This window comes from Catenuloplanes niger (genome assembly GCF_031458255.1).
GTDB lineage: Bacteria > Actinomycetota > Actinomycetes > Mycobacteriales > Micromonosporaceae > Catenuloplanes > Catenuloplanes niger.
Genome location: NZ_JAVDYC010000001.1, coordinates 1,534,240 through 1,558,793, shown reverse-complemented (window position 1 = coordinate 1,558,793; position 24,554 = coordinate 1,534,240). Strand labels below are relative to the sequence as shown.

Here is a 24,554-nt window from a genome sequence, read left to right as displayed (position 1 = left end):
CCGGGTCCGGGTTCCGCGGTGACGACGTCGCGATCGGGTCGCGAACCGGGACGGTGCCTGCCCGGGCTCAGCGTTCGGTTCGCGTCGGGTCCGCCGGGGCATCGTTCGCGTCGCGCGGGGTCGCCGGGACCTGGTGCGCGTCGCCCGGGTCCGCCGGGGCCCGGTGCGCGTCGTCCGGGGTCGCCGGCCGGCCGCGCCGCAGCCGGGTGACGAGCGGCAGCACCGTCACCGCGACCAGCGCGGCCAGCAGTACCGCGGCGATCGGGCGGGTCAGGAACCCGGCCGGGTCGCCGCCGAAGAGCAGCAGTGACCGGCGCAGCGAGCTCTCCAGCAACGAGCCGAGCACGAACGCGAGCACCAGCGGGCCCGGGTCGAAGCCGAGCTTGCGCATCAGGTAGCCGAGCGCGCCGAACGCGACCACCAGGCCGATGTCGAAGACGCTGTTGTTCACCGTGTACGCGCCGATCAGCGTGATCAGCACGGTGACCGGCGCGAGCACCGCGGGCGGCACGCGCAGGATCCGCACGAACAGCCCGACCAGCGGAATACTCATGATCAGCAGCAGTACGTTGCCGACGTACATGCTGTTCACCACGCCCCAGAACAACTCCGGGTTCTGCGTGACCAGCTGCGGGCCGGGCGCCACGCCCTGGATCAGCAGCGCCCCGAAGATCACCGCCATGGTCGCGTTCGCCGGGATGCCGAGCGACAGCAGCGGGATGAACGACGAGGTGGCGGCCGCGTTGTTCGCGGTCTCCGGCGCGGCCACCCCCTCGATCGCGCCGTTGCCGAACCGCTCCGGCGTCCTCGACCGGCGTTTCTCCAGCGCGTACGCGGCCATCGAGGACAGCACGGCCCCGCCGCCGGGAAGCACGCCGAGGGCGAACCCGAGCACCGACCCGCGCCCGATCGCGCCGCTCGCCTGCCGCAGCTCGGCGCCGCTCGGCCACACGTTGGCGACGCGCGCGGGCGCCTCCGGGGACCGCTGCCGCTCCTCCAGGCTGTAGAGGATCTCCCCGAGACCGAACAACCCCATCGCCACCGGTACGAAGTCGATGCCGTCCGCCAGCGCGAGGCTCTCGAACGTGAACCGTTCCGCGCCGGTGAACCCGTCCCGCCCGACCGTCGCCAGCAGCAGCCCGACCGCGGCCGCGACCAGCGCCTTCAACCGCCCGCCGGCGGAGATGGTGGCGACCAGCAGGATGCCGAGCAGCGCCAGCATCGTGTACTCCGGCGGGCCGAAGTCCAGCGCGAACCCGGCCACGAACGGTGCGACCAGGGACAGCGCCACGATCGACGCGGTGCCGCCGACGAACGACCCGATCGCGGCGATGCCCAGCGCGGTCCCGGCCTTGCCCTGCCGGGCGAGCGCGTGGCCGTCGAACACGGTGACCACGGAGGACGCCTCGCCGGGCAGCCGGAGCAGCACGGACGTGATGGTGCCGCCGTACTGGGCGCCGTAGAAGATGCCGGCCAGCATGATGATCGCGGTGACCGGTTCCAGGCCGAACGTGACCGGCAGCAGCATCGCGATCGTGGCGGCCGGCCCGAGACCGGGCAGCACGCCGATCAGCATGCCGATGAGCACGCCGATCAGGCAGTAGAGCAGGTTCGCCGGTTCGAGGACGACCGCGAACCCGCCGAGCACGTCACCCACGGACGACCTCCCGGGCTAGAACAGGTGCGGGACGGTCACGTCCAGCGCGGCCACGAAGAGCAGGTAGAGCGCGGTCACCAGGCCGAGGCTGAGCAGCGTGGCGAGCAGCCACGACGTGCGGCCGAGGAGGCGCAGCCAGACGAACGCCAGCAGCGCGGCCGGGATCTCGAAGCCGACCACGCCGACCACCGCGGCGAACCCGGCCATGCCGGCCAGCGCGGTCAGCACCGGCAGCGCGCCGCGGGTGAAGCGTTCCGCGTCGCCGGTGACGCGGGCGCGCAGGCCGAGCGCGATGCCGAGCAGCACGAGCGCGCCGCCGAGCACGGCCGGCCAGGCGCCGGGGCCGGGCTGTGCGGGACGGCCGGTGCCGAGCGCGATCGCCCCGGCCAGCGCGGCCGCGCCGAGCGTCGTGACGGCCCCGGCCACGGCCAGGTTCGTCCCGACGCCGGCCGCTCTCACGGCGTACCGCTGAGGTCGATGTCGTACTTGGTGACCAGGTCGCGGTAGGTCCGCAGCGATCCGGTCCACTGGCCGACCAGCGTCGGCCCGTCCACCTCGTTCGGCGTCAGCAGGCGGGTGGCGTTGAAGTCCCGGTACGCCTGCGCCGCGAACGCGGTGCCGAACGCGCCGCGCAGCCGCTCGACGATCTCCGGTGGCGTGCCCTTCGGCACCGCGATCGCCCGCGACTGCTGCACCGGTACGTCGTAGCCGGCCTCGACCGCGGTCGGCGTGTCCGGCAGGTACGACGGGCGGGTCCGGGCGAACGTCACGATCGGCGTCACCGCGCCGGCCCTGATCTGCTCCTGCGCCTCGCCGAGCTGGATCGACGCGACGTCGACCTGCCCGCCGAGCACCGCGGTGAGCGTCGGCGCGCCGCCGTCGAACGGCACCGCGGTCGCCCGCACGCCGGTGGTCTGCGCGAACAGCAACGCCTGGGTGAGCTGGCTGCCGGTGCCGACGCCGGTGGTGCCGTACGTGATCGGCCGCCGCGCGCCGACGATGTCCGCGACCGTCCGGAAGCCGGTGTCCGGGTTCGCGACCAGCACGAAGTCGTCCTGCGAGATGCCGGTGACCACGTCGTACGCGGTGATGTCGACCGCCTCCGCGGGCGAGACCGCGAGCGGCGTGATGTAGGCGAGCGTGCCCGGGAAGACGAACAGCGTGTACCCGTCCGGCTTCGCCGCGGCCACCTCCTTCGCGGCGACCGCGCCGTTCGCGCCGGGCCGGTTCTGGACCGTGACCGGCTGCCCGAGCTCGTCCGGGAGCCGGTCGGCGAGCGCGCGGGCGATCAGGTCGGTGCTGCCGCCGGCGTCCTGGCCGACCAGCAGCGTGATCGCCCGGCTCGGGAAGTCGCCGTCGGTGGACCCGGTGCCGAGGTTCCCGCCGCAGCCGGCGAGCGCAAGGGTGAGGACGGCCGCCGCCGCCCGGATTCGGTGTGTCATGGCGTATCCGACCTCCTGTGAGGTGGGTCACTGTCTCCCGAACGTAAGTCCGTACATCCATGCATGTCCAAATCTCTTATGGCATTGATCGATACCTTGGTGGCATCGGGTGATGCGAAAACGCTCTTAGACAGGCCCGCTCGCCGCTTCCTACCGTGGGCTGCATGCGGCCCACCGAACTGGCGGCCCGGCTGACGACCGGACTGCTGTCCTTCCCGGTCACCCACTTCGACGACCGGCTGGCCTTCGACGAGACCCGCTACCGCGAGCACCTGGCCTGGCAGGCCGGGTTCGGGGTGGCCGGGCTGTTCGCGGCCGGCGGCACCGGCGAGGGCTTCTCGCTCACGTCCGCGGAGACGCGCGCGGTGGTCCGCGCCGCGGTGCGGGAGGTGGGCGGGCGGCTCCCGGTGATCGCGCCGGCCACCGGCGGCACCGCGCGGGCGGTCGCGCAGGCACGGGCCGCGGCGGAGGACGGCGCGGCCGGGCTGCTGCTGATGCCGCCGTACCTCACCGAGGCCAGTCAGGCGGGCCTCGCCGCGCACGTGGACGCGGTCTGCGCGGCGGTCGATCTGGGCGTGATCGTCTACAGCCGGGCCAACGCGGTCTTCGACGACGTGACGGTCGCGGCGCTGGCCGAGCGGCACCCGAACCTGATCGGGCTGAAGGACGGCGTCGGCGACATCGAGCGGATGACCAGGACGTACGCCCGGGTGGGGGAGCGGCTGGTCTACATCGGCGGGTTGCCGACCGCGGAGACGTTCGCGCTGCCGCTGCTGCAGCTCGGCGTGAGCACGTACTCGTCCGCGCTCTACAACTTCCTGCCCGAGTTCGCGCTGCGCTTCTTCGCGGCCGTGCGCGCGCAGGACCGGACGGCCGTCTACGCGATGCTGAACGCGTTCGTCCTGCCGTACCTGGACATCCGCGACCGCAGCAAGGGCTACGCCGTCTCGATCATCAAGGCCGGGCTGACCGAGGTGGGCCGGGACGGTGGGCGGGTCCGGCCGCCGTTGACGGATCTGACCGCCGCGGAGCGGACCGCGCTGGCGGACCTGATCAGAAAGGTGCGGTGATGGATCGCATCGAGCGCGTGACCCTGTCCACCGTCCGGTTGCCGTTGCCGGCCGCGATCAGCGACGCCAAGGTGCTCACCGGGCGGCAGCGCCCGATGACCGAGGTGATGATGCTGTTCGCGGAGATCGGCACGGCGGACGGGCACACCGGCACCGGCTTCGGCTACGCCAAGCGGGCCGGCGGTCCCGCGCAGTTCGCGCACGCGGTCGAGATCGCGCCGGACCTGATCGGCGAGGACCCGAACGACATCGGCCGGCTCTGGACCAAGCTGGTGTGGGCGGGCGCGTCGGTCGGCCGCAGCGGCGCGGCCACCCAGGCGATCGCCGCGCTCGACGTGGCGCTCTGGGACCTGAAGGCCCGGCGGGCCGGCCTGCCGCTGGCGAAACTGCTCGGCGCCTACCGCGACTCGGTGCGCTGCTACGACACCTCGGGCGGGTTCCTGCACGCGCCGGTCGCCGAGGTGATCGACAACGCCACCCGGAACCTGGCGCTCGGCGTCGGCGGCATCAAGATCAAAGTCGGGCACCCGGACCCCGAAACCGACCTCGCACGGGTACGGGAGGTGCGCTCCCGGCTCGGCGACGACGTGCCGCTGATGGTCGACGCGAACCAGCAGTGGGACCGGCCGACCGCACAGCGGATGGGCCGCGCGCTGGAGGAGTTCGGGCTGGTCTGGATCGAGGAGCCGCTCGACGCGTACGACGCGGCCGGCCACGCCGAACTGGCCCGCTCGCTGGACACCGCGATCGCCTCCGGCGAGATGCTGACCAGCGTCGGCGAGCACGCGGAGCTGATCCGGCACGGCGCGGTCGACGTGATCCAGCCGGACGCGCCCCGGATCGGCGGCATCACCCAGTTCCTGCGCCTGGCCGCGCTCGCCGAGCAGCACCACCTCACGCTCGCGCCGCACTTCGCGATGGAGATCCACGTGCACCTGGCGGCCGCGTACCCGCACGAGCCCTGGGTCGAGCACTTCGACTGGCTGCACCCGCTCTTCGACGAGCGGCCGGCCATCCGCGACGGCCGCATCCACCTGTCCACCCGGCCCGGGCTCGGCGTGACCATCAGCGAGCGGGCCCGCGCCTGGACCGTGGACCGCGCGGAGATCCACCAGCGGTGACCGCGACGTCCCGCGGATCGCGTCGGCGACCCGCGGGACACCCCGGTCAGACCTTCCGGCGGTAGACCACCATCGCGGCCAGGTAGGCGACGACCGTGACGCCGGCGCACCAGGCGAGCGCGGTCCAGATGCCGGTGCCGACCGGCTGCCGGTCCAGCAGCGCGCGGATCGTGTCCACGATCGCGGTGACCGGCTGGTGCTCGGCGAACGCGCGGACCGGGCCGGGCATCGTGTCCGTCGGGACGAACGCGGAACTGACGAACGGCAGGAAGATGATCGGGTACGAGAACGCGCTCGCACCGTCCACCGTGGAGGCGGACAGCCCGGCGATCACCGCGACCCAGGTCAGCGCCAGCGTGAACAGTGCCAGGATGCCCACGACGGCGAGCCAGGAGAGCACCCCGGCCGTGGACCGGAAGCCGATGGCCAGCCCGGCGAGCACGATCACGGCCACCGAGATGCCGTTGGAGACCAGCGAGGTCAGCACGTGCCCCCAGAGCGCGGCCGAGCGGGCGATCGGCATCGAGTGGAACCGCTCGAAGATGCCGCTCCGCATGTCGTTGAACAGGCGGAACGCGGTGTACGAGATGCCGCTGGCGATCGCGATCAGCAGGATCCCGGGCATCAGGTAGTTGACGTAGTTGTCCGTGCCGGCCTGGATCGCACCGCCGAAGACGTAGCGGAACAGCAGCAGGAACGCGATCGGCATGATCGTGACGGTGATGATCGTGTCCATGCTGCGGGTGATGTGCCGCATCGAGCGGCCGAGCATCACCGAGGTGTCGCCGAGAAAGTGCGTGGTCATGGCCGCTCCTTCGCGCCGACGACGGACAGGAAGATCTCCTCGAGCGTGGGCTGCCGTTCCACCAGCTCCGTTTTGGCCGGCGGGAGCAGCTCACGCAGCGCGGCCAGCGTGCCGTCGACGACCACGGTTCCCCGGTGCAGGATCGCGATCCGGTCGGCGAGCTTCTCCGCCTCCTCCAGGTACTGCGTGGTGAGGAAGACCGTGGTGCCACCGCCGGCCAGCTTCTGGATCTCGTCCCACACCTCGATCCGGGCCTCCGGGTCCAGGCCGGTGGTCGGCTCGTCGAGGAAGATCACCGCCGGATCCCCGATCAGGCTCATCGCGATGTCCAGCCGGCGCCGCATGCCACCGGAGTACGTCCCGACCGGCCGGCCGCCCGCGTCGGTCAGGCTGAACCGGGCCAGCAGGTCGTCGGCGACCCGCCGCGGATCGGCCACCCGCCGCAGCCTGGCGATCATGACGAGGTTCTCCCGGCCGGTGAGGATCTCGTCGACCGCGGCGAACTGGCCGGTCAGGCTGATCGACTCGCGCACCCGGGCCGGCTGCGCGACGACGTCGAACCCGTTGACGGTCGCGGTCCCCGCGTCCGGTCTCAGCAGCGTGGCGAGGATCCGCACGATCGTGGTCTTGCCGGCGCCGTTGGAGCCGAGGAGCGCGAACACGCTGCCCGGCGCCACCTCCAGGTCGACGCCCCGGAGCACGTCCAGTGCGCCGTAGGACTTGCGCAGTCCGCTGATTCGTATCATGGCCGCCCTGCTCTCATGGTTGTCCCTACTCGACGATCACGTCGGCGGGCGCGAGGCCGTAACCCTTGAGCCCGGCATAGGTGAGCTTGTCCATCCGCGCGCCGGTGAAGTCGACGGTGCGCAGCGCGTTGCGGTACTTGCGGGACCAGGCGCGGAAGGAGACGTCGCGCAGGATCGCGCCGCGGAAGGAGGCGCCCTCCAGCCCGGCCCGGTCGAACCGGACGCTGGTCAGCGCCGCACCGTCGAAACTGAGTTTGCGCAGGTCGGAATAGGTGAAATCGACGCCGGTGAAGGTGCAACGCTCGAACACCACGCGCCGGACGTCGGTCGACCGGAACTTGACGTCGGTCAGCGCGCTGTCCGCGATGACGATGTCGTTGAGCCCGGACGTGCTGAAGTCGGTGCGCACCAGGATCGCGCCACGGAACGTGGCACGGGTGAACTCGCTCGCCGTCATGGTGACGTCGGTCAGGTTCGCACCGTCGAAGTTCGCCTCCGCCACGTCGCTGCCCCGGAACGTGCTGCCGGTCAGGTCGGCGTGGGAGAAGTCGGCACCGCGCAGCGCGCTGCCGTCGAACCGGCCGTTACGGGTGATGACGCCGGCGAAGTCGCCACCGGCCGAGTCGGTGCCGTCGAAGCGCGTCACGGTCTGCCGCTCGAGCACCCGGGACAGGTTGGACACCTCGCGGACGGTCTGCTCGATGTCGCCGATGCTGTCGATGGTCAGCGCCAGCGCGGTCGCCTCGTCCTTGCCCTCGGCGCGCAGCTCACGGAACCGTTCGTGCAGGTCGGCCAGGAGGTCGCGCTTCAGGTCGCCGACGCTCCGCGCGCCCTCGTAGGGGGCGAACACGCCGTTCACGTACTCGTCGATCTTGTCGGTCATCTGCGTCGTCGCCCTCACATCAGGGTGTCGAGCACGCGTTTCGCGTACTCCCAGTTGGCTTTGTTGCGGGCGTAGGTCTCGCGCCCCTTGTCGGTGATCCGGAAGTACTTGCGACGGCCGCCCTGCGACTCGTCGCCCCAGTACCAGGTGATGTCGCCGTCCGCCTCGAGCCGCCGGACGCTCGAATACATCGTGGCTTCCTTCAGCTGGTACTCGCCCTGCGAGCGCTCCGCGATGACCTTGACGATCTCGTAGCCGTACCGATCCGACTCGGTCAGCAGCTTCAGGATCATCGTGTCCGTGTTGCCACGCAGCAGATCGGAGGTGACCTTGCTCGTGCTCATGACGACTAATGTATGGCCTAGTACTGTGACAGTCAAGGTACTTAGCCCATCGGGGTACATGGACCGGCGTAGTACGTGGTCGGCCGCCGGAGGCGCGCGTGGGCGTCGGCCAGGCCCGGGCCGGTGCCGGAAAACGGCTTGCGCGCGCTGATAGCGTTCGCGGCGATGAAGACCTCTACTCTTCGCAGATTGGGGGCCCGCTTCACCGAAGGTGAGTGCTGATGCGCTCCCGCGCGGTGAACACGGACCTCTGGCGGCGCGTCCGGGCCTTTGCGGTGCCGCCCTCGATGATCATGTCCGCTGGTGCGCGCCGTCGCGCCGGCGACTGGGCGGGCGCCTGCGCGGCGGCCCGCGTCGACGTGGACCTCGACCTCCGCGAGCTCGGCCGCACCCACGGCGCCGACCTCGCCGCCGCGATCCGCGCCGACCTCCGGCACCTGGCTCCCGATCTGCTGCGCTGGCACCTGCCCCGGATCGCGCCCGACGGGCTGCTCCGGCCCGCGCTGACGATCGGCCTCGCCCGGTACCCGACCGCCGCCGGTCCACTGTGGCTGGTCGCGCGCACGGCGCCGGCGTGGGCCGACGCGGGCCAGCGGATCAGCCTCGCGGTCTGGCCGGGCGGCCACGCCGGCCGGCACCCGCACCCGCACCCGCACCCGCGCTTCCGCCTCGACCTCCACCGGCACCTCTGGCACGCGCACCACGCCCCGGAGCTCCGCCTCCGTGCCGGCCTGCCGTCCACACCGGACTTTCCGGCCGCCCCGGCTGATCCGGCCGCCCCGGCTGATCCGGCCGCCCCGGCTGATCCGGCCGCGCTGGCTGCGGTGACCGGCTCGGGGGCCGTGTCGGCCGCGCCGCGCGGCGGTGGGCCGGTGCGGCGCGGAGGCCCGGCCACGCTCGCCGCGGTGGTCGGTGCCGTGGGTGGGATCGAGACGTCAGTACCCGGCCTGCCGGATCGGCTGCGGGCGCGGGGATGCGCGGTCGACCGGTGGGCGGCCGAGGCGGCGATCCTGCTGCGGGCCGAGGGGCGGGCCGGCGACCGCGCGATCGCGATCCGGGCCGGGGCCGGCGAGCGGCTGGTGCTGCACCGCGCGGCCGGGGCGCCGCCGCGCCTGACCGCGGGCACCGGCCGCGGCCTGCCGGTGCTGCCGGAGGCGGCGGTCTGGGAACCACCGGACCTCACGTTGCTGCGCGCCGGCCTGATCACGCCGGACGAGCTGCATCCGCTGGTCGCGGCCGCGCTCGTCCCCGGCTGGGTCGCCGCGGAACCGGTTGTGGGAGCAACGGCGAACCCCGCGCGGGTACGCGTGGTGCGCTGCCGCGGCGCCGACCACCGGATCGGGCTGGTGGACGGCGTGCTGCGGCCGCTCGACCACGACGACGCCACGCTTCGCCGGGAGGAGACGCTGGCCGCCCTGACCGGCACGCCGCTGCCCTGTCTGCGCGTCGTCCACGAGCTGCACCGGCGCCCGGCGGGCCTGGACGACGTGCGGGCCCGCCTGGACCACGGCGACACCGAGGGCGCGCTGCGCGACGTCGAGGACCTGCTCGGCCCGGCCGCGGTGCTGCCCGGCGGGCCGCTGCGGGACGAGCTGGACGCGGCCGTGGAGCACCGCGCGACCTACGCCCGGTACCGGGCGGTCACCGGGCCGGCCGACCTCGGCGACCCGGACCACCAGCTGCGGCCACGCACCGACTGGCGGTACGCCGTCGACCGCGGCCACACCCGGCACCGCCCCCGGCGGAGACACCGCTGACCGGGTGGCCGGCGCCCGCGAGACAGCGGATGCCGCCGCTCCGAGCGCGGGACCCGGCGCCTCCGGAACGCGGACGCCCGCCGGAACGAGTGCTGACGCCACCGTACCGGCGAAGGAATTTGATCTTTTGAGAGATGAGGGTGATGACACGGATGCGCAACGACGACCAACTCGGCACCGCGGCGGAACTGCTCGCGCTGCTCGGCGACACGGCAACGGAGGAGCGGCGCGACGTGCAACTGGACGCGCTGACGCTGGCGGTCGCGGCGGACCTGCCGGTGCTGCTGTGGGGTGAGCCGGGGATCGGGAAGACCGCCGGGCTGACGCAGCTGGCGGCGGACCTCGGCCTGCCGCTGACCACGGTGATCGCGAGCGTGCACGAGCCGTCCGACTTCGCCGGGCTGCCGGTGGTGGGCGACGATCCGGCCGTCCGGGGCGTGCCGATGGCGCCGCCGGACTGGGCGGTGCGGCTGGTCGAGGCCGGCCGCGGGCTGCTGTTCCTGGACGAGCTGTCGACCGCGCCGCCGGCGGTGCAGGCCGCGCTGCTGCGGCTGGTGCTGGAACGGCGGGTGGGCGCGCTGACGCTGCCGCCCGGCGTGCGGATCGTGGCCGCGGCGAACCCGCGCGGCTCCGCGGCGGACGGCTGGGAACTCAGCCCCCCGCTGGCGAACCGGTTCGTCCATCTGCGGTGGACGCACGACGCCGCGGTGGTGGTCCGCGGGCTCGGCGGCGTGTGGCCGCGCGCGGTGCTGCCCCGGCTGGACCGCGCGCGGCTGCCGGAGGCGGTCGCCTACGCCCGGCGGGCCGTGCAGGCGTTCCTCACGGCACGGCCGGGCCTGGTGCACCGGCTGCCCGGCGCGGACCAGGCCCGCGGCGGTGCCTGGCCGTCGCCGCGCAGCTGGGACATGGCGCTGCGGCTGATCGCGTTCGCCACCGCGGCCGGCACGTCCCGCGAGGTGCTGTCGATGCTGGTCCGGGGCACGGTCGGCGACGGACCGGGCCTCGAACTGCTGGCCGGCCTGGACCGGCTGGACCTGCCCGGCCCGGAGACGCTGCTGGCCGACCCGGCGGGCGCACCGCTGCCGGAACGCGGGGACCTGCGCCAGGCCGTGCTGGACAGCGTGATCTCCGCGGTACGGGACCGGCCGACCCGGGAACGCTGGGACGCGGCCTGGGCACTGCTCGCCCGCGCGGCCGAGACCGGCCCGCCGGACCTGGTGGTGGTGCCCGCGACCACGCTCGCCGCGCTGCGCCGCGAGGAGTGGGACGTGCCCGCGCTGATCGACCGGCTGGCCGGCACGGTCTCGTTGTCCCGGCGGGCGGTGGCGGCCTGATGGACCTGGAGAAGCTCTACGCCGCGCGGCTGCACGCGGTGCGTGAACGCCCCTACCTGGCGGCCGCGCTGTTCGCGCTGCACGTGGTGGAGTCGCCGGCCACCCCGACGATGGCGGTGGACCGGCACTGGCGCTGCTACGTCTCGCCCGCGTTCGTGGACCGCCGCACCGTGCCCGACCTGGCCGGCGTCTGGGTGCACGAGGTGTCGCACCTGCTGCGCGACCACCACGGGCGGGGCGACGCCTACGCCGCGGAACACGGTGTGGACGGCCCCGGCGAGCGGCTGCGGATGAACATCGCGGCGGACGCGGAGATCAACGACGACGTGTACGACGCGGCGCTGCCGATGCCGCCGGACGCGGTGCGCCCGGAGTCGCTCGGACTGGAAGCCGGCGAGGTGATGGAGTTCTACCTGCGCCGGTTCACGTTCGGCGCGCGCACCCAGCCGTTCGCGTGGCTCGATTGCGGCAGCGGCGCGGACGGTGGCGCCCGGCCGTGGGACCTCGGGCCGGCCGGTGCGCGCGGACTGACCACGGAGGAACGCGACGCGGTCCGGTTCCGGGTCGCGCACGGCATCGTGGGCGCGCCCGGCGACGCGCCGGACGGCTGGAAGCGCTGGGCCGAGCAGGTGTTCCACCCGCCGCAGCCGTGGCGGGAACTGCTCGGCTCCGCGGTGCGGTCGGCGGCGAGCGCGGCCGGCGTGGGGGAGGACTACACCTACCAGCGGCCGGGCCGGCGCGCCACCAGCCTGCCCGGCGTGGTGCTGCCCGCGCTGCGCCGCCGTCCGCCGTCCGTGTGCGTGGTCGTCGACACGTCCGCCTCGGTCTCGGACCGCGAACTCGGCAGCGCGCTGCTGGAGGTGACCGCGATCGGCCGCGCGCTCGGCGGCCGGCGCGACCTGGTCACCGTGATGTCCTGCGACGCGACCGTGGCCACGGTCGGGCGGTTCTGCCGGGAGCGGGACATCCCGCTGGTCGGGGGCGGCGGCACGGACATGCGCGCCGGCGTCGCGGCCGCGCTGGAACGCCGGCCGGACGTGATCGTGCTGCTCACCGACGGTCAGACGCCGTGGCCGTCCGCGCGCCCGGCCGCCCGTACCGTGGTGGGACTGTTTCCCCGGCCGTCCGAGAAGTGGGTGGCCACGCCGCCCTGGGCCCGCGTGGTCCGCGTCGGCGGCTGAGCGCGCGGCGTTCCGGTGTGCGGCTTCCATGCCCGGGCCGCGGCGTTCCGGTGCTTCTCTCTCGGCCGGGTCGCGGCGTTCCGGTGTTGTTCTCATGACCAGATCGCGGCCGGCAGGCCGTCGCTGAAGATCTCCGGCTCCGCGGGTACGCACCGCGCCTCGCCCGCCGCGGCCCGGCGCGCGGTCCACGCCACCGCGGCCGCGTCCAGCACGTCGTCGACCGGCACCAGCCGGCCGGCCGGGCCGATGTCGCTAGGGAGACGGACGCCGTGCCGCCGGAGCAGCTCCGCCCGCTGCATCGCGCCGGACCAGGTCTTCTTGCTGTCCGGCAGCGGGCCACCGGCCATCCGGGCGAAGGACAGCTCGGGGTGGACCTCGATCGTCCGCGGGTGCCCGCCGCCGCGCAGCCACGCGTCCACATCCAAGATCCGCGGACCCAGCCGGTACGCCTGCGCGGACATCCCCTCACCGGCCAGCCGCCGGTTCTCCGCGTTGGCGGCGGCGTAGTCGGCGCAGCTCAGCGCGGCCCGCACCGGCGTGTTGAACACCGACGACGCCCGGCGGCCGAGCTGCGCCCGGGCCTCCCGGTCGGCGCGGCGGCGCGTGGCGTCCGGCAACCCGATCGGGATGTCGATGCCGACCACGTCCAGCGGACCGGCCCACGCGACCAGCGCCGCGATCCCCGGCGCGGCGCCGACCTCGACGCGGTCCTGATCGAGCAGGACACCGACCCAGCCGCCCTTGTACGCGTCGGCACCGAGAACCCTGAACGGCATCCGGCCACGCTACAGCGTCGTGCCCGCCGGTCGATTCCGCTGCTGTGCCTGGTCAAGGCCGGGTGGACCGGACGACCTCTGCGTGTCGGGGTCCGGCATCGCCGTTGCTACAATGCCGCCTCCGTATATCGGGAGGCTTTTCATGCGGAATCTCATCTACCTCGCCCTGGGAATCGCGGGCGTTGTCATTGCCTGGTGGCTGGTGGGCCGGCTCCGCAAGCCTTCGGGCTCCGGCGCTCCGGTCCCGACTACCAAGCCCGTCAAGACGGATTCTTCGGACACTTCGGATTCGTCGGTTTCGGCTACCACCATAACCGACGCCACCACTGTTTCTGACACCACCTCGTCCGGTGCCACGGAGGCGAACCCGGCCACGCCGGCCGTCACCGAGGCGTCCAGCGCCGCCGCCGTTTCCGGTACCGCGACCAAGGACACCGACGCGTCGGCCCCGGCCGCCGCGGCACCGGCCACCGGGACGACGGCGGACTCCGCCGCGACGCCCACGGCGAAGGATGCCGCCGCGAAGGCCGTGGTGAGCGAGGATTCCGCCGCGTCGGCGGCGGGCCAGGAGTCCGCCGCGACGCCTGCGGGGGCTGGCGAGTCCGCCGCGACGCCTGCGGGGGCTGGCGAGTCCGCCGCGACGCCTGCGGGGGCTGGCGAGTCGGCCGCGACGACGGCGGTGGCGGAGCCCGCGATCACGGTGCCGGCCGGCGCGGACGCGCCGGAGACGGCGCCCGCGGATGACGAGGTCGCGAAGCCGGTCTCGGCCGTGTCGTCCCCCTCGTCTCCCTCGTCCGCCGCGGACACCGCGTCGGGTGCGGGTGCGACGCCGCCGTTGCCGGAGGCGGGCATCGCCGCCGACTCCACGTCCACGTCGGTCACGGAGCCGGCCTCGACCGACGCGCCGGTGTCGTCATCCGTCGCGACCGGCGGGTCCGGGAAGAGCGTCACGCCGCCGTTGCCGGAGGCGGGCATCGTCGACTCGGGAACCGCGACGACCACGCCGTCCACCACCGAGACCGTGGCCCCGTCGGCCGCGGTCGCGGCACCGGCGGCCGCCGAGTCCGCCACGTCGGATGCCGAGTCCGCCACGTCGGACGCGAAGCCGGCGGCGACCGCCGAACCCGGCTCCGCGGCGACGGCGGTCTCCGGCGGCACGGACTCCGCTGTCGTCGCCGGTGACGAGCCGGCCAAGCCCGTGAACGACGCTGACCTGGCGTCCGGCGCGGACACCACCCCGGTCGTGGCACCCGCCACGACCGAGGAGCCGGCCACGACCGAGACCACGCCGGTCGCGGCACCCGCCAAGGCCACGCCGGCGCGGAAGACCGCCGCCAAGCGGACACCCGCAGCCAAGAAGGCAGCCCCGGCCGCGAAGGCAGCGCCCGCCGCGAAGGCGACGCGCGCGGCAAAGGCCGCACCGGCCGCCGCCTCCGTACCGACGACGCCGGTTGCACCGGTTGCACCGGTTGCACCGGTTGAGCCGGTTGCGCCGGTCGAGCCGGTTACCGCGTCTGAGCCGGTTACCGCGATCGAGCCGGTCGCGCCGATCGAGCCGGTCACCGCGGTTGGGCCGGTCGAGCCGGTCACCCCGGTGTCTTCCGCCACGGCGGATACGGCGTCGATCGTCGCCGCCACGCCGGCGACTGCCCCGGTGGTCGTTCCGGAGCCGGAGGCCGCGTCGGTGGTCGTTCCGGAGCCGGAGACCGCGCCGGCTGCCGACCCGGAGCCGGTGGTTGCCGCAGACCCGGAGCCGGTGGTCGTGCCGGCCCCGCCCGCCACGGCGTCGGTGGACAACCTGACGAAGATCGCGGGCCTCGGCCCGAAGTCCGCGCAGGCACTGCAGGCAGCGGGCATCACCACCTACGCCGCGCTGGCGGCAGCCGGTGAGGCCGGGGTTCGTGCCGCGTTGACCGCGGCCGGGATCCGGGCCACCACCAGCGTGCCCAACTGGCCGGTCCAGGCCCAGGCGCTGGCTGACCAGAAGAACGCCTGACCTACGTCACCGCTGGCGGCCGCCGCCCGTGCCTCACGGCACGAGCGGCGGCCGCTTCGTCTCAGCACCACTTCGACGTCGCTGCCGACCGGGGGCTCGATGTCACACCACCCGCCGGATGTAACGCGACATGCCCGACATAGGCACGAGGTCCGCGTCGCCGCGGGCACACAGATCTCGGCGGCACGGGCGGCCGCTCCGCTCGCGGGAAGCCGCTCGTGGGAAGTCGGCCGTGGGAAGTCGGCCGCGGGAAGCCGCTCGTGGGAAGTCGGCCGCGGGAAGGCGGTCGCGGAGAGTCGGCTGCGGGGAAATCACTTTCGTTGTACAGATCCGCGCTCCCTGCACGGTGGACGATCGCATCCCGCACGCGGGACACTCGGCGGCTTCCGACCGCTCGCGTCGCACGATCGGGATAAATCACCAAATGTCCTGACGTAGCCCCCGCTTGAGGGCTCAGGACGGCCACGGTGCGATCCGTCGATGGCGGGAAAGCAAGCGGGGGCACGGTCGGCGGCACATCGCAAAAACCCTGGTGAGGCCCGGTATCAGGGCGCCGCGCCGACACCACCAGCCCCGGGAGGAGCGCGGCGTGTCCCGTGGCGTGCGGGAGATCACACGGCGGCCGCACGCAACGCGAGACGAAGCCCCCGACGCGGCACGCGTTGTGAGACGGAGCGCGGCGTGAGACGGAGCGCGGTGTGAGACGGAGCGCGGCGGCTGTGAGCGGCGTGCGGCGATGGGTGGCCGGGGGTGTGCGGGTGGTGGTGGGGCCGCAGGTTGCCGCGAGACCGGGCGCGGCAACCTGCGGCGGAGGGGGAAGGTCAGCGGAGGCGGCGGATGTCGCCGTAGGCGCGGTAGAAGCCGCCGCGGGCGGCCTCGCGGATGCCGGAGACGACGTAGCGGGCGCCGGGCTCGCGGATGCCCTTGGGGAACTGGACCTGCCAGTTGTGGTCGTAGCCGGCGGAGACGACGCGGATGCGGAGGCGGCCGGCGTCCTCGACGCACTCGACGACGACGTCGCCGGCGGCGTCGGCGAGGTCGTGGACGGTCTCGACGGTGGTGGACGGGGCGACCGTGGGCATGGCCGGTGGCACCTTGACGTCGACCGGCTGCGGGACGCTGCCGCCCATCGCGGCCGAGATGGCGGTCTCGCTGGCGTCGATGCAGGCCAGGGTGCCATTCGTGGTGACGATGTAGAGGCGCTCGTCGTGGTACTGCATGGAGTAGGCGGAGCCGCAGCCGGTGGCGAGCTTCCACAGGCGGGTGCCGTCGGCGGCGAAGCAGTAGACGGAGGAGGCGCTGTCACCGGCGAAGACGAAGCGGCCGTCGGGGGAGGCGGCGCAGGAGAAGACGGCGGCGTCGCACTGGTACGTCCGGTGGTGGGTGCCGTTCTTGCCGAGCTCGACGACCTGGCTGCGGGCGGTTCCCGCGTACAGCTTGCCGGGCTCCTGCCAGCCGAACAGGACCGGGCCGCCGGTGCCGGTGTGCCACAGCTCCGCGCCGGTGCGCCAGTCGTAGCTGGTCACGCCCGCGGAGTGGCCGTGGTGCAGGGCGTCGGCGTCGCAGCGGACCATCCAGGCGGAGGTGCCGCGGCCGGGACGCTGCCAGAGGAACTCGTCCTCGTGGTCGATGGCGGAGATGCCGCCGCGCGCGTCGGAGACGCCGAGCACGCCGTCGTGGATGTCCAGCCAGTAGATGTCGATGCCGGGATCGATCGCGTACGCCAGGCGGGGGATCTTGCCGGAGAGGTCGTAGACGTTGCCGTCGTCGCAGCCCGCGTAGATCCAGCCGTCGTCGGCCACGATGCACTTCACGCCGTCCGGCAGGCGGAACTGGCGCTGCACCGAGGCGTCGTGGCCGAGCGTGGTGATCATGCCGCTCTCGTTGCCCACCATGCACACGTCGTCGTCGACGAAGATGCCGAACGCGGCGCTGCCCGACGAGTAACGCCAGAGGATCGGCGCGGCCTTCGCGGTGGAGCGGGTGCTGACGATCTGGCGGCGGGTGACCGAGCGCTTCTGCCGGCCGCCGGCGACGGCCGGCGCGTACCCCTTCCGGACCTTCTCCCCGATCTTCTTGGCGGCCTCGGACCTCGCCTTGTCCGTGGTCGGGAACGACGACCGCTTCACCTGCCCGTGGTCGCCGATGCGTCCATAGCGGATGGTCAGGTCGGTGCCGTCGACGGTCACCTCGTAGAACTTGTGCGCACTGCCGGAGTCCTCGGAGAGCTCGAGGTATGTGGTGTCGGCCGGCATCGGGGAGACCTTTCGTCGGAAGCGAAGTCCCCGGGAACCTATCCAACGGGTACGACAAGAAGCCGCTCCGGTGCTCGCGCGCCCATAGCCAGGACGGGGCGGCTTAAACCAGCGTTTTGTCATGACTTCCGGTGCAGATCAGGCGTGCATCGCATGACGCGCAGCACTTCAGGAGACCCCTGTCGATAGGCCACTCTGGTCCATGTCAACAGCCGAACGGCCGAGAGGGGGCAGAGATGGACGAGCGATACGACTCCTACTGCGCTGTCGATCCGCTCTTCTACGACGCCCTCACCAACACCAAGGCCCGGACCGTCGAGTACGGCGAGGAGCTGGTTCTCCCGGCCGGCTGGAAGCGCGCCGCGCAGGACGACTGGACCGTGGTCGGGCCGGATGGCGACCGGCTGCCGGCACAGGGTTGGAAGGTGCACATCTCCGCACGCCGTGAGGACGCGGCCGAGGTGCTCGCACTCGTCTGGGACTACTGCACCGCCCGGGGGATCGGGTTCAAGTTCCTGCGCGGCCCGCAGATGCTGCTCATGCGCAACAGCAAGTACGCCGGCCGGGGCAGCAGCGGCAAGTTCGTCACCGTCTACCCGCACGACGAGACCGAGCTCGAGGCGGTCTGCGCGGACCTGAGCGCGCTGCTGGCCGGCCGGGAGGGGCCGTACATCCTCTCCGACCTGCGCTACGGCGAGGGCCCGGTCTACGTCCGCTACGGCGGATTCGCGGCCCGCTACTGCCTCGACGAGTCCGGCAAGGTCGTCCCCGCGATCGAGGACGCCACCGGCACGCTCGTCCCGGACCGCCGCGAACCGGTCTTCAAGGTTCCGGCCTGGGTCGAACTGCCCGCGTTCCTCCGCCCGCACCTCGAAGCGCGCGGCGCCGCGAAGGTCGCCGCCGTACCGTACGCGATCGAGAAGGTGTTGCACTTCTCCAACGGCGGTGGGCTCTACACCGGCCGGGACACCCGCACCGGCGACAGCGTCGTGCTGAAGGAGGCGCGCCCGCACGCCGGGCTGGACGCCACCGGCGCGGACGCGGTCACCCGCCTGCGCCGGGAGCGCGACATGCTCCGCCGGCTCGCGGACGTGCCGCAGCTCGCCCGGGTGCACGACGAGTTCCGCCTCGGCGACCACTACTTCCTCGCCCTGGACCTGATCGAGGGCGAGCCGCTCAACAAGGCGCTGGTCCGGCGTTACCCGCTCACCCGGCCGGACGTGACCGACGACGACCTGCGCGCGTTCACCAGCTGGGCGCTGGACGTGCACGCCCAGGTGGACCGCGTGCTCCGCGAGATCCACCGGCGCGGCGTGGTCTACGGCGACCTGCACCTGTTCAACGTGATGGTGTGCCCGGACGACCGGATCACGCTGCTCGACTTCGAGGCGGCCCGGGACGGCACCGAGGACGCCCGGCCCGCGCTGCGCAACCAGGCGTTCGCGGCGCCGCGTGACCGGACCGGGTTCGCGGTCGACGAGTACGCGCTGGCCTGCCTGCGACTCGCGTTGTTCCTGCCGCTCACCGCGGTGCTGCGGCTGGCGCCGGAGAAGGCCGCGCACTTCGCCACGATCATCAGGTCCCGGTTCCCGGACGTGCCGGACTCCTATCTGGACGACGCGGTGCGGACCATCCGTGGCGCGGACGCGGCACCGGCCCGGCCGGTCACGCTGGACCGCGACCGGATCGCCACCGGCATCCTGGCCACCGCCACGCCGGCCCGCGACGACCGGCTGTTCCCGGGCGACATCGAGCAGTTCCGCAGCGGCGGGCTGAGCCTCGGGTACGGCGCGGCCGGCGTGCTGTGGACGCTGCACACCTGCGGCGCCGGCCGGTTCCCCGAGCACGAGCAGTGGCTGGCCGACCGGGTCGCGCCGCCGCCGTCCGGCAGCCGCCTCGGCCTGTGGGACGGGCTGCACGGCGTCGCGTTCGCGCTGGACGCGCTCGGCCGTACCGGCGACGCACGGTCCCTGCTGGACATCTGCCTGGCCGAGCCGTGGCGCGAACTCAACCATGACCTGGTCAGCGGCCTCGCCGGGGTGGGTCTGAGCCTGGACCGGTTCGGCGTGCGGGACCGCGCGGACGAGGTGTTGCAGCTGCTCGCGGACCGGCTCGACGCGGCGCCGCCACCCGCGGAGACCAGCGGGCGCGCGCACCCCTACGCGGGCCTGACGCGCGGCTGGACCGGCCCCGCCCTGTTCTTCCTGCACCGGTACGAGACCACACGCGACCCGGCCCTGCTCGACCTGGCCGCCCGCGCGCTCCGCCGTGACCTGCACACCTGCGTGCTCACCGACGACGGCACGATGCACGTGAACGAGGGGTGGCGGACCATGCCGTACCTCGCGCACGGCAGCGTCGGCATCGGCATCGGGCTCGACCGCTACCTGCGGTACCGGCCGGACGACGAGGCCTTCCGGGACGCGTCCGCCGCGATCCGCCTGGCCGCCCGATCCCCGTTCTACGCGCAGTCCGGCCTGTTCGCCGGCCGCGCCGGGATCGTCGCCTACCTCGCCGCACGGGTCGCCGCCGGCATCGTCGCGGACGCACCCGCGCTGGCCCGGCAGGCCGGTGCGCTGGCCTGGCACGCGTTGCCGTACGGCGAGCATCTGGCCTTCCCCGGGGAGCAGCTGCTGCGGCTCTCCACCGACCTGGCCACCGGGTCCGCGGGCGTGCTGCTCGCGCTGACCATGGCCCGCGATCCGGAGCGCACCGCGCTGCCGCTGCTCGCACCGACCACCGCCGTCGCGCCCGCGCCACGCACGGCCGTACCCGCCGGAGCACCGGCATGAGACTTCCGGCGCGCGGAAGAAAGAAAAGAACAGTCACCCGTCAGAACGACAGAGAGAGAAGGTGTTGAGCATGACGCTGCTCGACCTCCAGGGCATGGACATCGAGGACGCGACCGGCGGCGGCGGGGGCGGCGGGAGCCAGGCCAGCCTGCTGCTCTGCGGCGACAGCTCGCTGAGCGTCACCACCTGCAACTGAGCCTCCGGCTCACGCACCACATACCCGCACGGTCCTGCCCCGGCGCGCATGCGCCGGGGCGGGCCCATATCTGGGGGCGTCATGACGAACCGCATCCTGCTCGGCTGCGTGCGCGCGGCCGGCGGTCACGCGGTCCTGCTGGCGGTCGCGTCGATCATCGGCGCGGTCGCGGCGCTGCTCGTCCCCGCCGCGATCGGCCGCACGGTCGACGCGGTGTTCGCCGGCTCCGCGCACGCCTGGATCGGCATCACGGCCGCGCTGGTCGTCGTCGCCGCGGTCGCGGACGTGCTCACCGACCTCGCCGCCGCCACCGGCACCGCCCGCGCCACCGCGCACCTGCGCCGCGCGCTGCTCAGCCGGATCTTCACGCTCCCGCACCCGATCGGCCGCCCGGCCGGTGACCTGGTCGCGCGGCTCGGCACCCAGGCCGCGGACGCCGGGTCCGCGGTCGGCGCCACCATCGGCGGTCTCGTCTCCGTGCTGCCACCGATCGGCAGCCTGGTCGCGCTCGCGCTGATCGACCCGTGGCTCGCGGTCGCGCTCGTCGCCGGGTTGCTGCTGCTCACCGCGCTGCTGCGCGGATTCGTGCTCAGCGCGTCCACGTTCGCCCGCGGCTACCAGCGCGTGCAGGGCGACATCGCGGCGCTGCTCGCCGAGGCGATGACCGGCGCACGCACGATCGCGGCGGCCGGTACCGCGGAGACCGAGATCCGCCGCGTCCTGCGGCCCCTGCCCGAGCTGGGGAAACACGGCCGGGGTACGTGGTCCGCGCTCGCGGTCGCGGCCGGCCGGACCGCGGTGCTCGGGCCGCTCACCCAGATCGTCGTGGTCGCGGTCGCCGGCGTGCTGCTCACCGCCGGCCGGCTCACGCCCGGCGAGCTGATCGCGGCGCTGCAGTACGCGGCCCTCGGCGCCGGCCTCGGCGCGATCCTGGGCACGCTCAACCGCCTGGTCCGCGCGCGCAGCGGCGCCACCCGCGCCGCCGAGATCATCACTGAGCGCCCCCGCCCGCACGGCGCCCGTCACCTGCCCCCGGCCCGCACCGGGACGTCCCCGATCCGGCCCGCCGGACACGTTGATCATGGAGTGGGGGAGCTGCGTCTCGAGGGCGTCACGGTCCGGGCCGAGGACGGGCGGGTGCTGCTGGACCGGCTCACGCTGGCCGTGCCCGGCGGCGCCGTGGTCGCGGTGGTCGGCCGGTCCGGGGCCGGCAAGTCCACGTTCGCCGCGGTCGCCGGGCGGCTGCGCGACCCGGACGAGGGCACGGTCCGGCTCGACGGCGTGCCGCTGCCCGCGCTGTCCCGGGACGCGCTCGCGGTCGCGGTCGGCTACGGCTTCGAGCGGCCGGCGCTGGCCGGCCGCACGATCGGCGACGCGATCGCGATGGGCCGCGACCCCGGCTTCGTCGCCGAGGCCGCCCGCGTCGCCGCCATCGACGACTACGTCCGGCGGCTTCCCCGCGGGTACGACACGCCGCTGGCGGACGCGCCGATGTCCGGCGGCGAGGCGCAGCGGCTCGGCCTGGCCCGCGCGCTGCACGGCGCCCGGCTGCTGGTGCTGGACGACGCGTCGTCCAGTGTGGACAGCGTGACCGAGGCGCGGATCGGCGCGGCCCTGACCCGGCACGCGCACGGCGTCACCCGGCTGCTGGTCACCCACCGCCGGGCCACCGCCGCCCGCGCCGACCTGGTCGCCTGGCTCGACGGCGGCCGGCTGCGCGCGTTCGCCCCGCACCGGGTGCTCTGGGCCGACCCGGCCTACCGCGCGGTCTTCGCCGGTGCGTCCCCGGTGGCGGCACCGCGCACGTCCGGCGAGACGCCGCCGGCCGCCCGGCCGGGCCGGCACGGGGTGCGGACCGGGTCGCGGCCCGTCGCCGGCGGTGGGCGCGGTGCCGGCTGATGGGCGCGGCCACCCGCTACACGCGGCAGGAGCTCTGGCGGGACCGGCGTGCCGTCGCCGGCCTGGCCGTCGCGTCGCTGGCCGAGACCGCGCCCGCGCTGATCAGCGGATACGCCACCGCGCGCGCGATCGACGACGGCTTCCTCGCCGGTGACGTCGGCACCGGGCTGGCCTGGCTCGGCGGCTACGGGCTGGCCGCGTGCGTGGGCGCGGCCGGCGCACGGGTCGCGTACCGCCGGCTCGGGGACGTGGTCGAACCGTTCCGGGACCGGCTGGTGCGCCGGGTGGTGACCGACGCGCTGCGCGGCGCGGCCCGGCCGGACCGCGCGGCCGTGGCCAAGCTGACCCGTCAGGTGGAGGTGGTCCGGGACACGCTCGCCGGGCTGCTCACCACCGTGCGCGGCTTCGTGTTCAGCCTGGCCGCCGCGATCGCCGGTCTCCTCGCGCTGGCGCCGGTGCTGGCCGGGCTGGTCGCCGTACCGCTGCTGCTCGGTCTGGGGTTGTTCGCGCTGCTCCTGCCGCGCCTGGCGCGGCGCCAACTGTCCTATGTGCGTGCGGACGAGGACCTGGCCGCGACCGCGGAGCCGATGCTGCGCGCGCACCGGGACGTGACCGCGGCCGGTGCCGGCGACTGGGCGACCGGGGTGGTCGCGGACGCGGTCGACGCCCAGTCCCGGGCGGAGCGTGCGCTCGGCACGGCCGGGGCACTCCGCGGCGCCTGCCTCGCGGTCGGCGGCTGGGGACCGCTGATCGTGCTGCTGACCGCCGCGCCCTGGCTGACCGGCCGCGGGATCGGCGCCGGTGTGCTGCTCGGCGCCATGGTCTACGTGCGGCAGGCGCTGGTGCCCGCGCTGCACCTGCTGATGCACGGCCTCGCCCAGGGCGGCCTGCGCTACGGCGTCACGCTGCGCCGCATCCTGGAGCGGCCCGCGCCGCAGTCGCAGCCGGCCCCGGCCCCGGACCGCGGCCTGCTGCGCATGCGTGGCGTCACGTTCCGGTACGGCCCGGCCGCCGCGCCCGTGCTCGACCGCTTCGACCTGGACGTCGACCCGGGCGAGCACCTCGTCATCGTGGGCGCGAGCGGCATCGGCAAGTCCACCCTGGCCGCGCTGATGGCCGGCCTGATCGCGCCGCAGCAGGGTGACGTGCGCTGCGCCGACCGCGTGCTGCTGCCGCAGGAGGCGTACGTCTTCACCGGCACCGTGCTGGAGAACCTGCGCTACCTGGCCCCGGACGCGCCGGTGCTGCGCGGGATCGCCGCGCTCGGCGCCTGGCCGCTGATCGACCGGCTCGGCGGACTGGACGGCCTGATCGACCCGGCCACCCTCTCGGCCGGCGAGAAGCAGCTGATCGCACTCGTCCGGGCGTGGCTGTCACCCGCGCCGCTGGCCATCCTGGACGAGGCGACCTGCCACCTCGACCCGGTCGCGGAGGCCCGTGCGGAGGCCGCGTTCGCGGCCCGGCCGGGTGCGCTCGTGGTGATCGCACACCGGCTCGCCTCCGCCGCGCGCGGCCGGCACGTGCTGCTCTTCGACGGCGCCGCACCGCTGCTCAGCACGCACACGGAACTGCTGCGCACGTCCGCCGCGTACCGCGAGATGTCAGATCCAGCCCTTCTCCTTGGCCAGGTGGATGGCCTCGATCCGGTTGCGGGCGCCGGTCTTCGCGATGATCCGGGACAGGTGGTTGCGCACCGTACCCGGTGACAGCGACAGCGTGCGCGCGATGTCCTTCACCGGCGTGCCGAGCGCGGCCACCTCCAGCACGCGCAGCTCCCGGTCGGTCAGCGGCGACGTCGGCGTCAGCGCCGCGACCAGCAGGTCCGCGTCCACCACCGGCTCACCCGCGGCCAGCCGGCGCACCGCGTCCACCATCCGCTCCGGCGACGCGGTCTGCGCCAGGAACCCGATCGTCGGCGAGACCGTGGCGATCTGCGAGGCGACGCCGGGCCGGCGCGGGTCGACCAACACCAGGATCTTGCTGTCCGGCAGCTCCGAGTGCGCGGCGCGGGCCACGCCGGCCGGGTCCTGCCCCGGCCCGTTGAGCAGCTCGAGGTCGAGCACCGTCACGTCCGGCGGGTCGGACCGCACCGCCTCGATCGTGGCGTCGACCGCGTCGCGCTCCGCGACCACGTCCATGTCCGGATGCGTGGACAGCACGTATCTCAGCGCGCCACGCAGCAGCCCCTGCGGCATCGCCAGCAGAATGCGCACCACGCCGGGCCCCTTATCGACAGATCGACACAACGGGTTAACCACATGGCAATACCCGTTCACATTCAAGCACAGAGGATCGGTTGG

At 74.0% G+C, this 24,554-nt stretch carries 21 protein-coding genes; 10 read left to right on the top strand and 11 right to left on the bottom strand.

The features are described 5' to 3' along the window. Nucleotides 1-67: 67 nt before the first annotated feature. From J2S44_RS06815 to J2S44_RS06805, 3 genes are read right to left on the bottom strand one after another with little or no spacing between them, the layout of a single operon-like run. Complete coding sequence (locus tag J2S44_RS06815; protein WP_310409905.1) at nt 68-1,657, bottom strand: tripartite tricarboxylate transporter permease; 1,590 nt, start codon at nt 1,655-1,657, stop codon at nt 68-70. Nucleotides 1,658-1,672: 15 nt separating this feature from the next. Then, nucleotides 1,673-2,116, bottom strand: a complete 444-nt coding sequence (locus J2S44_RS06810) for a tripartite tricarboxylate transporter TctB family protein (RefSeq protein ID WP_310409903.1) — start codon at nt 2,114-2,116, stop codon at nt 1,673-1,675. After that, nucleotides 2,113-3,099, bottom strand: coding sequence for a tripartite tricarboxylate transporter substrate binding protein (locus tag J2S44_RS06805; RefSeq protein ID WP_310409902.1), 987 nt, complete (start codon nt 3,097-3,099; stop codon nt 2,113-2,115). The genes J2S44_RS06810 and J2S44_RS06805 overlap by 4 nt, the downstream gene beginning before the upstream one ends. A gap of 164 nt (nt 3,100-3,263) precedes the next feature. On the opposite strand from J2S44_RS06805, the gene kdgD reads away from it, so the two are divergent. Together kdgD and J2S44_RS06795 are read left to right on the top strand one after the other, a co-directional pair. Further along, a complete protein-coding gene (kdgD, locus tag J2S44_RS06800; RefSeq protein ID WP_310409900.1) occupies nt 3,264-4,169 on the top strand; it encodes a 5-dehydro-4-deoxyglucarate dehydratase in 906 nt (301 codons plus the stop codon). Continuing rightward, nucleotides 4,169-5,290, top strand: coding sequence for an L-talarate/galactarate dehydratase (locus J2S44_RS06795; RefSeq protein WP_310409898.1), 1,122 nt, complete (start codon nt 4,169-4,171; stop codon nt 5,288-5,290). The genes kdgD and J2S44_RS06795 overlap by 1 nt, the downstream gene beginning before the upstream one ends. 46 nt (nt 5,291-5,336) lie before the next feature. Here the strand turns inward: J2S44_RS06795 and J2S44_RS06790 are convergent, their stop codons facing one another. Genes J2S44_RS06790 through J2S44_RS06775 form a run of 4 tightly spaced genes read right to left on the bottom strand, consistent with a single transcriptional unit; the run spans nt 5,337 to nt 8,068 of the window. Then, nucleotides 5,337-6,095 carry an ABC transporter permease gene (locus tag J2S44_RS06790; protein ID WP_310409896.1) on the bottom strand — a complete coding sequence of 253 codons (759 nt, stop codon included), beginning with the start codon at nt 6,093-6,095 and terminating at the stop codon, nt 5,337-5,339. Then, a complete protein-coding gene (locus J2S44_RS06785) occupies nt 6,092-6,841 on the bottom strand; it encodes an ABC transporter ATP-binding protein (protein ID WP_310409894.1) in 750 nt (249 codons plus the stop codon). The genes J2S44_RS06790 and J2S44_RS06785 overlap by 4 nt, the downstream gene beginning before the upstream one ends. Before the next feature lie 25 nt (nt 6,842-6,866). Continuing rightward, nucleotides 6,867-7,724, bottom strand: coding sequence for a pentapeptide repeat-containing protein (locus J2S44_RS06780; RefSeq protein WP_310409892.1), 858 nt, complete (start codon nt 7,722-7,724; stop codon nt 6,867-6,869). A gap of 14 nt (nt 7,725-7,738) precedes the next feature. After that, the gene (locus tag J2S44_RS06775; protein ID WP_307237982.1) at nt 7,739-8,068 is read right to left on the bottom strand and encodes a PadR family transcriptional regulator; all 330 of its coding nucleotides are present in this window, start codon (nt 8,066-8,068) and stop codon (nt 7,739-7,741) included. Between the two features lie 221 nt (nt 8,069-8,289). Between J2S44_RS06775 and J2S44_RS06770 the strand changes: the two genes are divergently transcribed. The 3 genes from J2S44_RS06770 (at nt 8,290) to J2S44_RS06760 (ending at nt 12,340) form a co-directional block, all read left to right on the top strand. Beyond that, nucleotides 8,290-9,825 (top strand): hypothetical protein, encoded by a 1,536-nt coding sequence (locus J2S44_RS06770; RefSeq protein ID WP_310409891.1) that lies wholly within the window; start codon nt 8,290-8,292, stop codon nt 9,823-9,825. A 134-nt stretch (nt 9,826-9,959) separates the two neighbouring features. Further along, nucleotides 9,960-11,159, top strand: coding sequence for an AAA family ATPase (locus tag J2S44_RS06765; protein WP_310409890.1), 1,200 nt, complete (start codon nt 9,960-9,962; stop codon nt 11,157-11,159). Continuing rightward, nucleotides 11,159-12,340, top strand: coding sequence for a vWA domain-containing protein (locus tag J2S44_RS06760; RefSeq protein WP_310409889.1), 1,182 nt, complete (start codon nt 11,159-11,161; stop codon nt 12,338-12,340). The genes J2S44_RS06765 and J2S44_RS06760 overlap by 1 nt, the downstream gene beginning before the upstream one ends. 92 nt (nt 12,341-12,432) lie before the next feature. On the opposite strand, the gene J2S44_RS06755 is transcribed toward J2S44_RS06760, so the two are convergent. Both J2S44_RS06755 and J2S44_RS06750 read right to left on the bottom strand, forming a co-directional pair. Continuing rightward, nucleotides 12,433-13,116, bottom strand: coding sequence for a DUF429 domain-containing protein (locus tag J2S44_RS06755; protein WP_310409888.1), 684 nt, complete (start codon nt 13,114-13,116; stop codon nt 12,433-12,435). A gap of 156 nt (nt 13,117-13,272) precedes the next feature. Then, nucleotides 13,273-14,754 (bottom strand): hypothetical protein, encoded by a 1,482-nt coding sequence (locus tag J2S44_RS06750; protein ID WP_310409887.1) that lies wholly within the window; start codon nt 14,752-14,754, stop codon nt 13,273-13,275. A 16-nt stretch (nt 14,755-14,770) separates the two neighbouring features. Here J2S44_RS06750 and J2S44_RS06745 point away from each other — a divergent pair, with 16 nt between their 5' ends. Continuing rightward, nucleotides 14,771-15,112 (top strand): helix-hairpin-helix domain-containing protein, encoded by a 342-nt coding sequence (locus tag J2S44_RS06745; protein WP_310409886.1) that lies wholly within the window; start codon nt 14,771-14,773, stop codon nt 15,110-15,112. 821 nt (nt 15,113-15,933) lie between these two features. Here J2S44_RS06745 and J2S44_RS06740 read toward each other — a convergent pair. After that, nucleotides 15,934-17,367: a WGR domain-containing protein gene (locus J2S44_RS06740; RefSeq protein ID WP_310409885.1), complete on the bottom strand. Its 1,434-nt coding sequence runs from the start codon at nt 17,365-17,367 to the stop codon at nt 15,934-15,936. A gap of 236 nt (nt 17,368-17,603) precedes the next feature. On the opposite strand from J2S44_RS06740, the gene lanKC reads away from it, so the two are divergent. The 4 genes from lanKC (at nt 17,604) to J2S44_RS06720 (ending at nt 23,960) form a co-directional block, all read left to right on the top strand. Beyond that, nucleotides 17,604-20,159, top strand: coding sequence for a class III lanthionine synthetase LanKC (gene lanKC, locus J2S44_RS06735; protein WP_310409884.1), 2,556 nt, complete (start codon nt 17,604-17,606; stop codon nt 20,157-20,159). A 70-nt stretch (nt 20,160-20,229) separates the two neighbouring features. Further along, the gene (locus tag J2S44_RS06730; protein WP_310409883.1) at nt 20,230-20,355 is read left to right on the top strand and encodes a SapB/AmfS family lanthipeptide; all 126 of its coding nucleotides are present in this window, start codon (nt 20,230-20,232) and stop codon (nt 20,353-20,355) included. A gap of 81 nt (nt 20,356-20,436) precedes the next feature. Then, nucleotides 20,437-22,254 carry an ABC transporter transmembrane domain-containing protein gene (locus tag J2S44_RS06725; RefSeq protein ID WP_310409882.1) on the top strand — a complete coding sequence of 606 codons (1,818 nt, stop codon included), beginning with the start codon at nt 20,437-20,439 and terminating at the stop codon, nt 22,252-22,254. Continuing rightward, nucleotides 22,254-23,960 (top strand): ATP-binding cassette domain-containing protein, encoded by a 1,707-nt coding sequence (locus tag J2S44_RS06720; RefSeq protein WP_310409881.1) that lies wholly within the window; start codon nt 22,254-22,256, stop codon nt 23,958-23,960. Before J2S44_RS06725 ends, J2S44_RS06720 begins: the two co-directional genes overlap by 1 nt. Here the strand turns inward: J2S44_RS06720 and J2S44_RS06715 are convergent. Next, the gene (locus tag J2S44_RS06715) at nt 23,856-24,470 is read right to left on the bottom strand and encodes a response regulator transcription factor (RefSeq protein ID WP_310409880.1); all 615 of its coding nucleotides are present in this window, start codon (nt 24,468-24,470) and stop codon (nt 23,856-23,858) included. The genes J2S44_RS06720 and J2S44_RS06715 overlap by 105 nt on opposite strands. Nucleotides 24,471-24,554 lie beyond the last annotated feature (84 nt).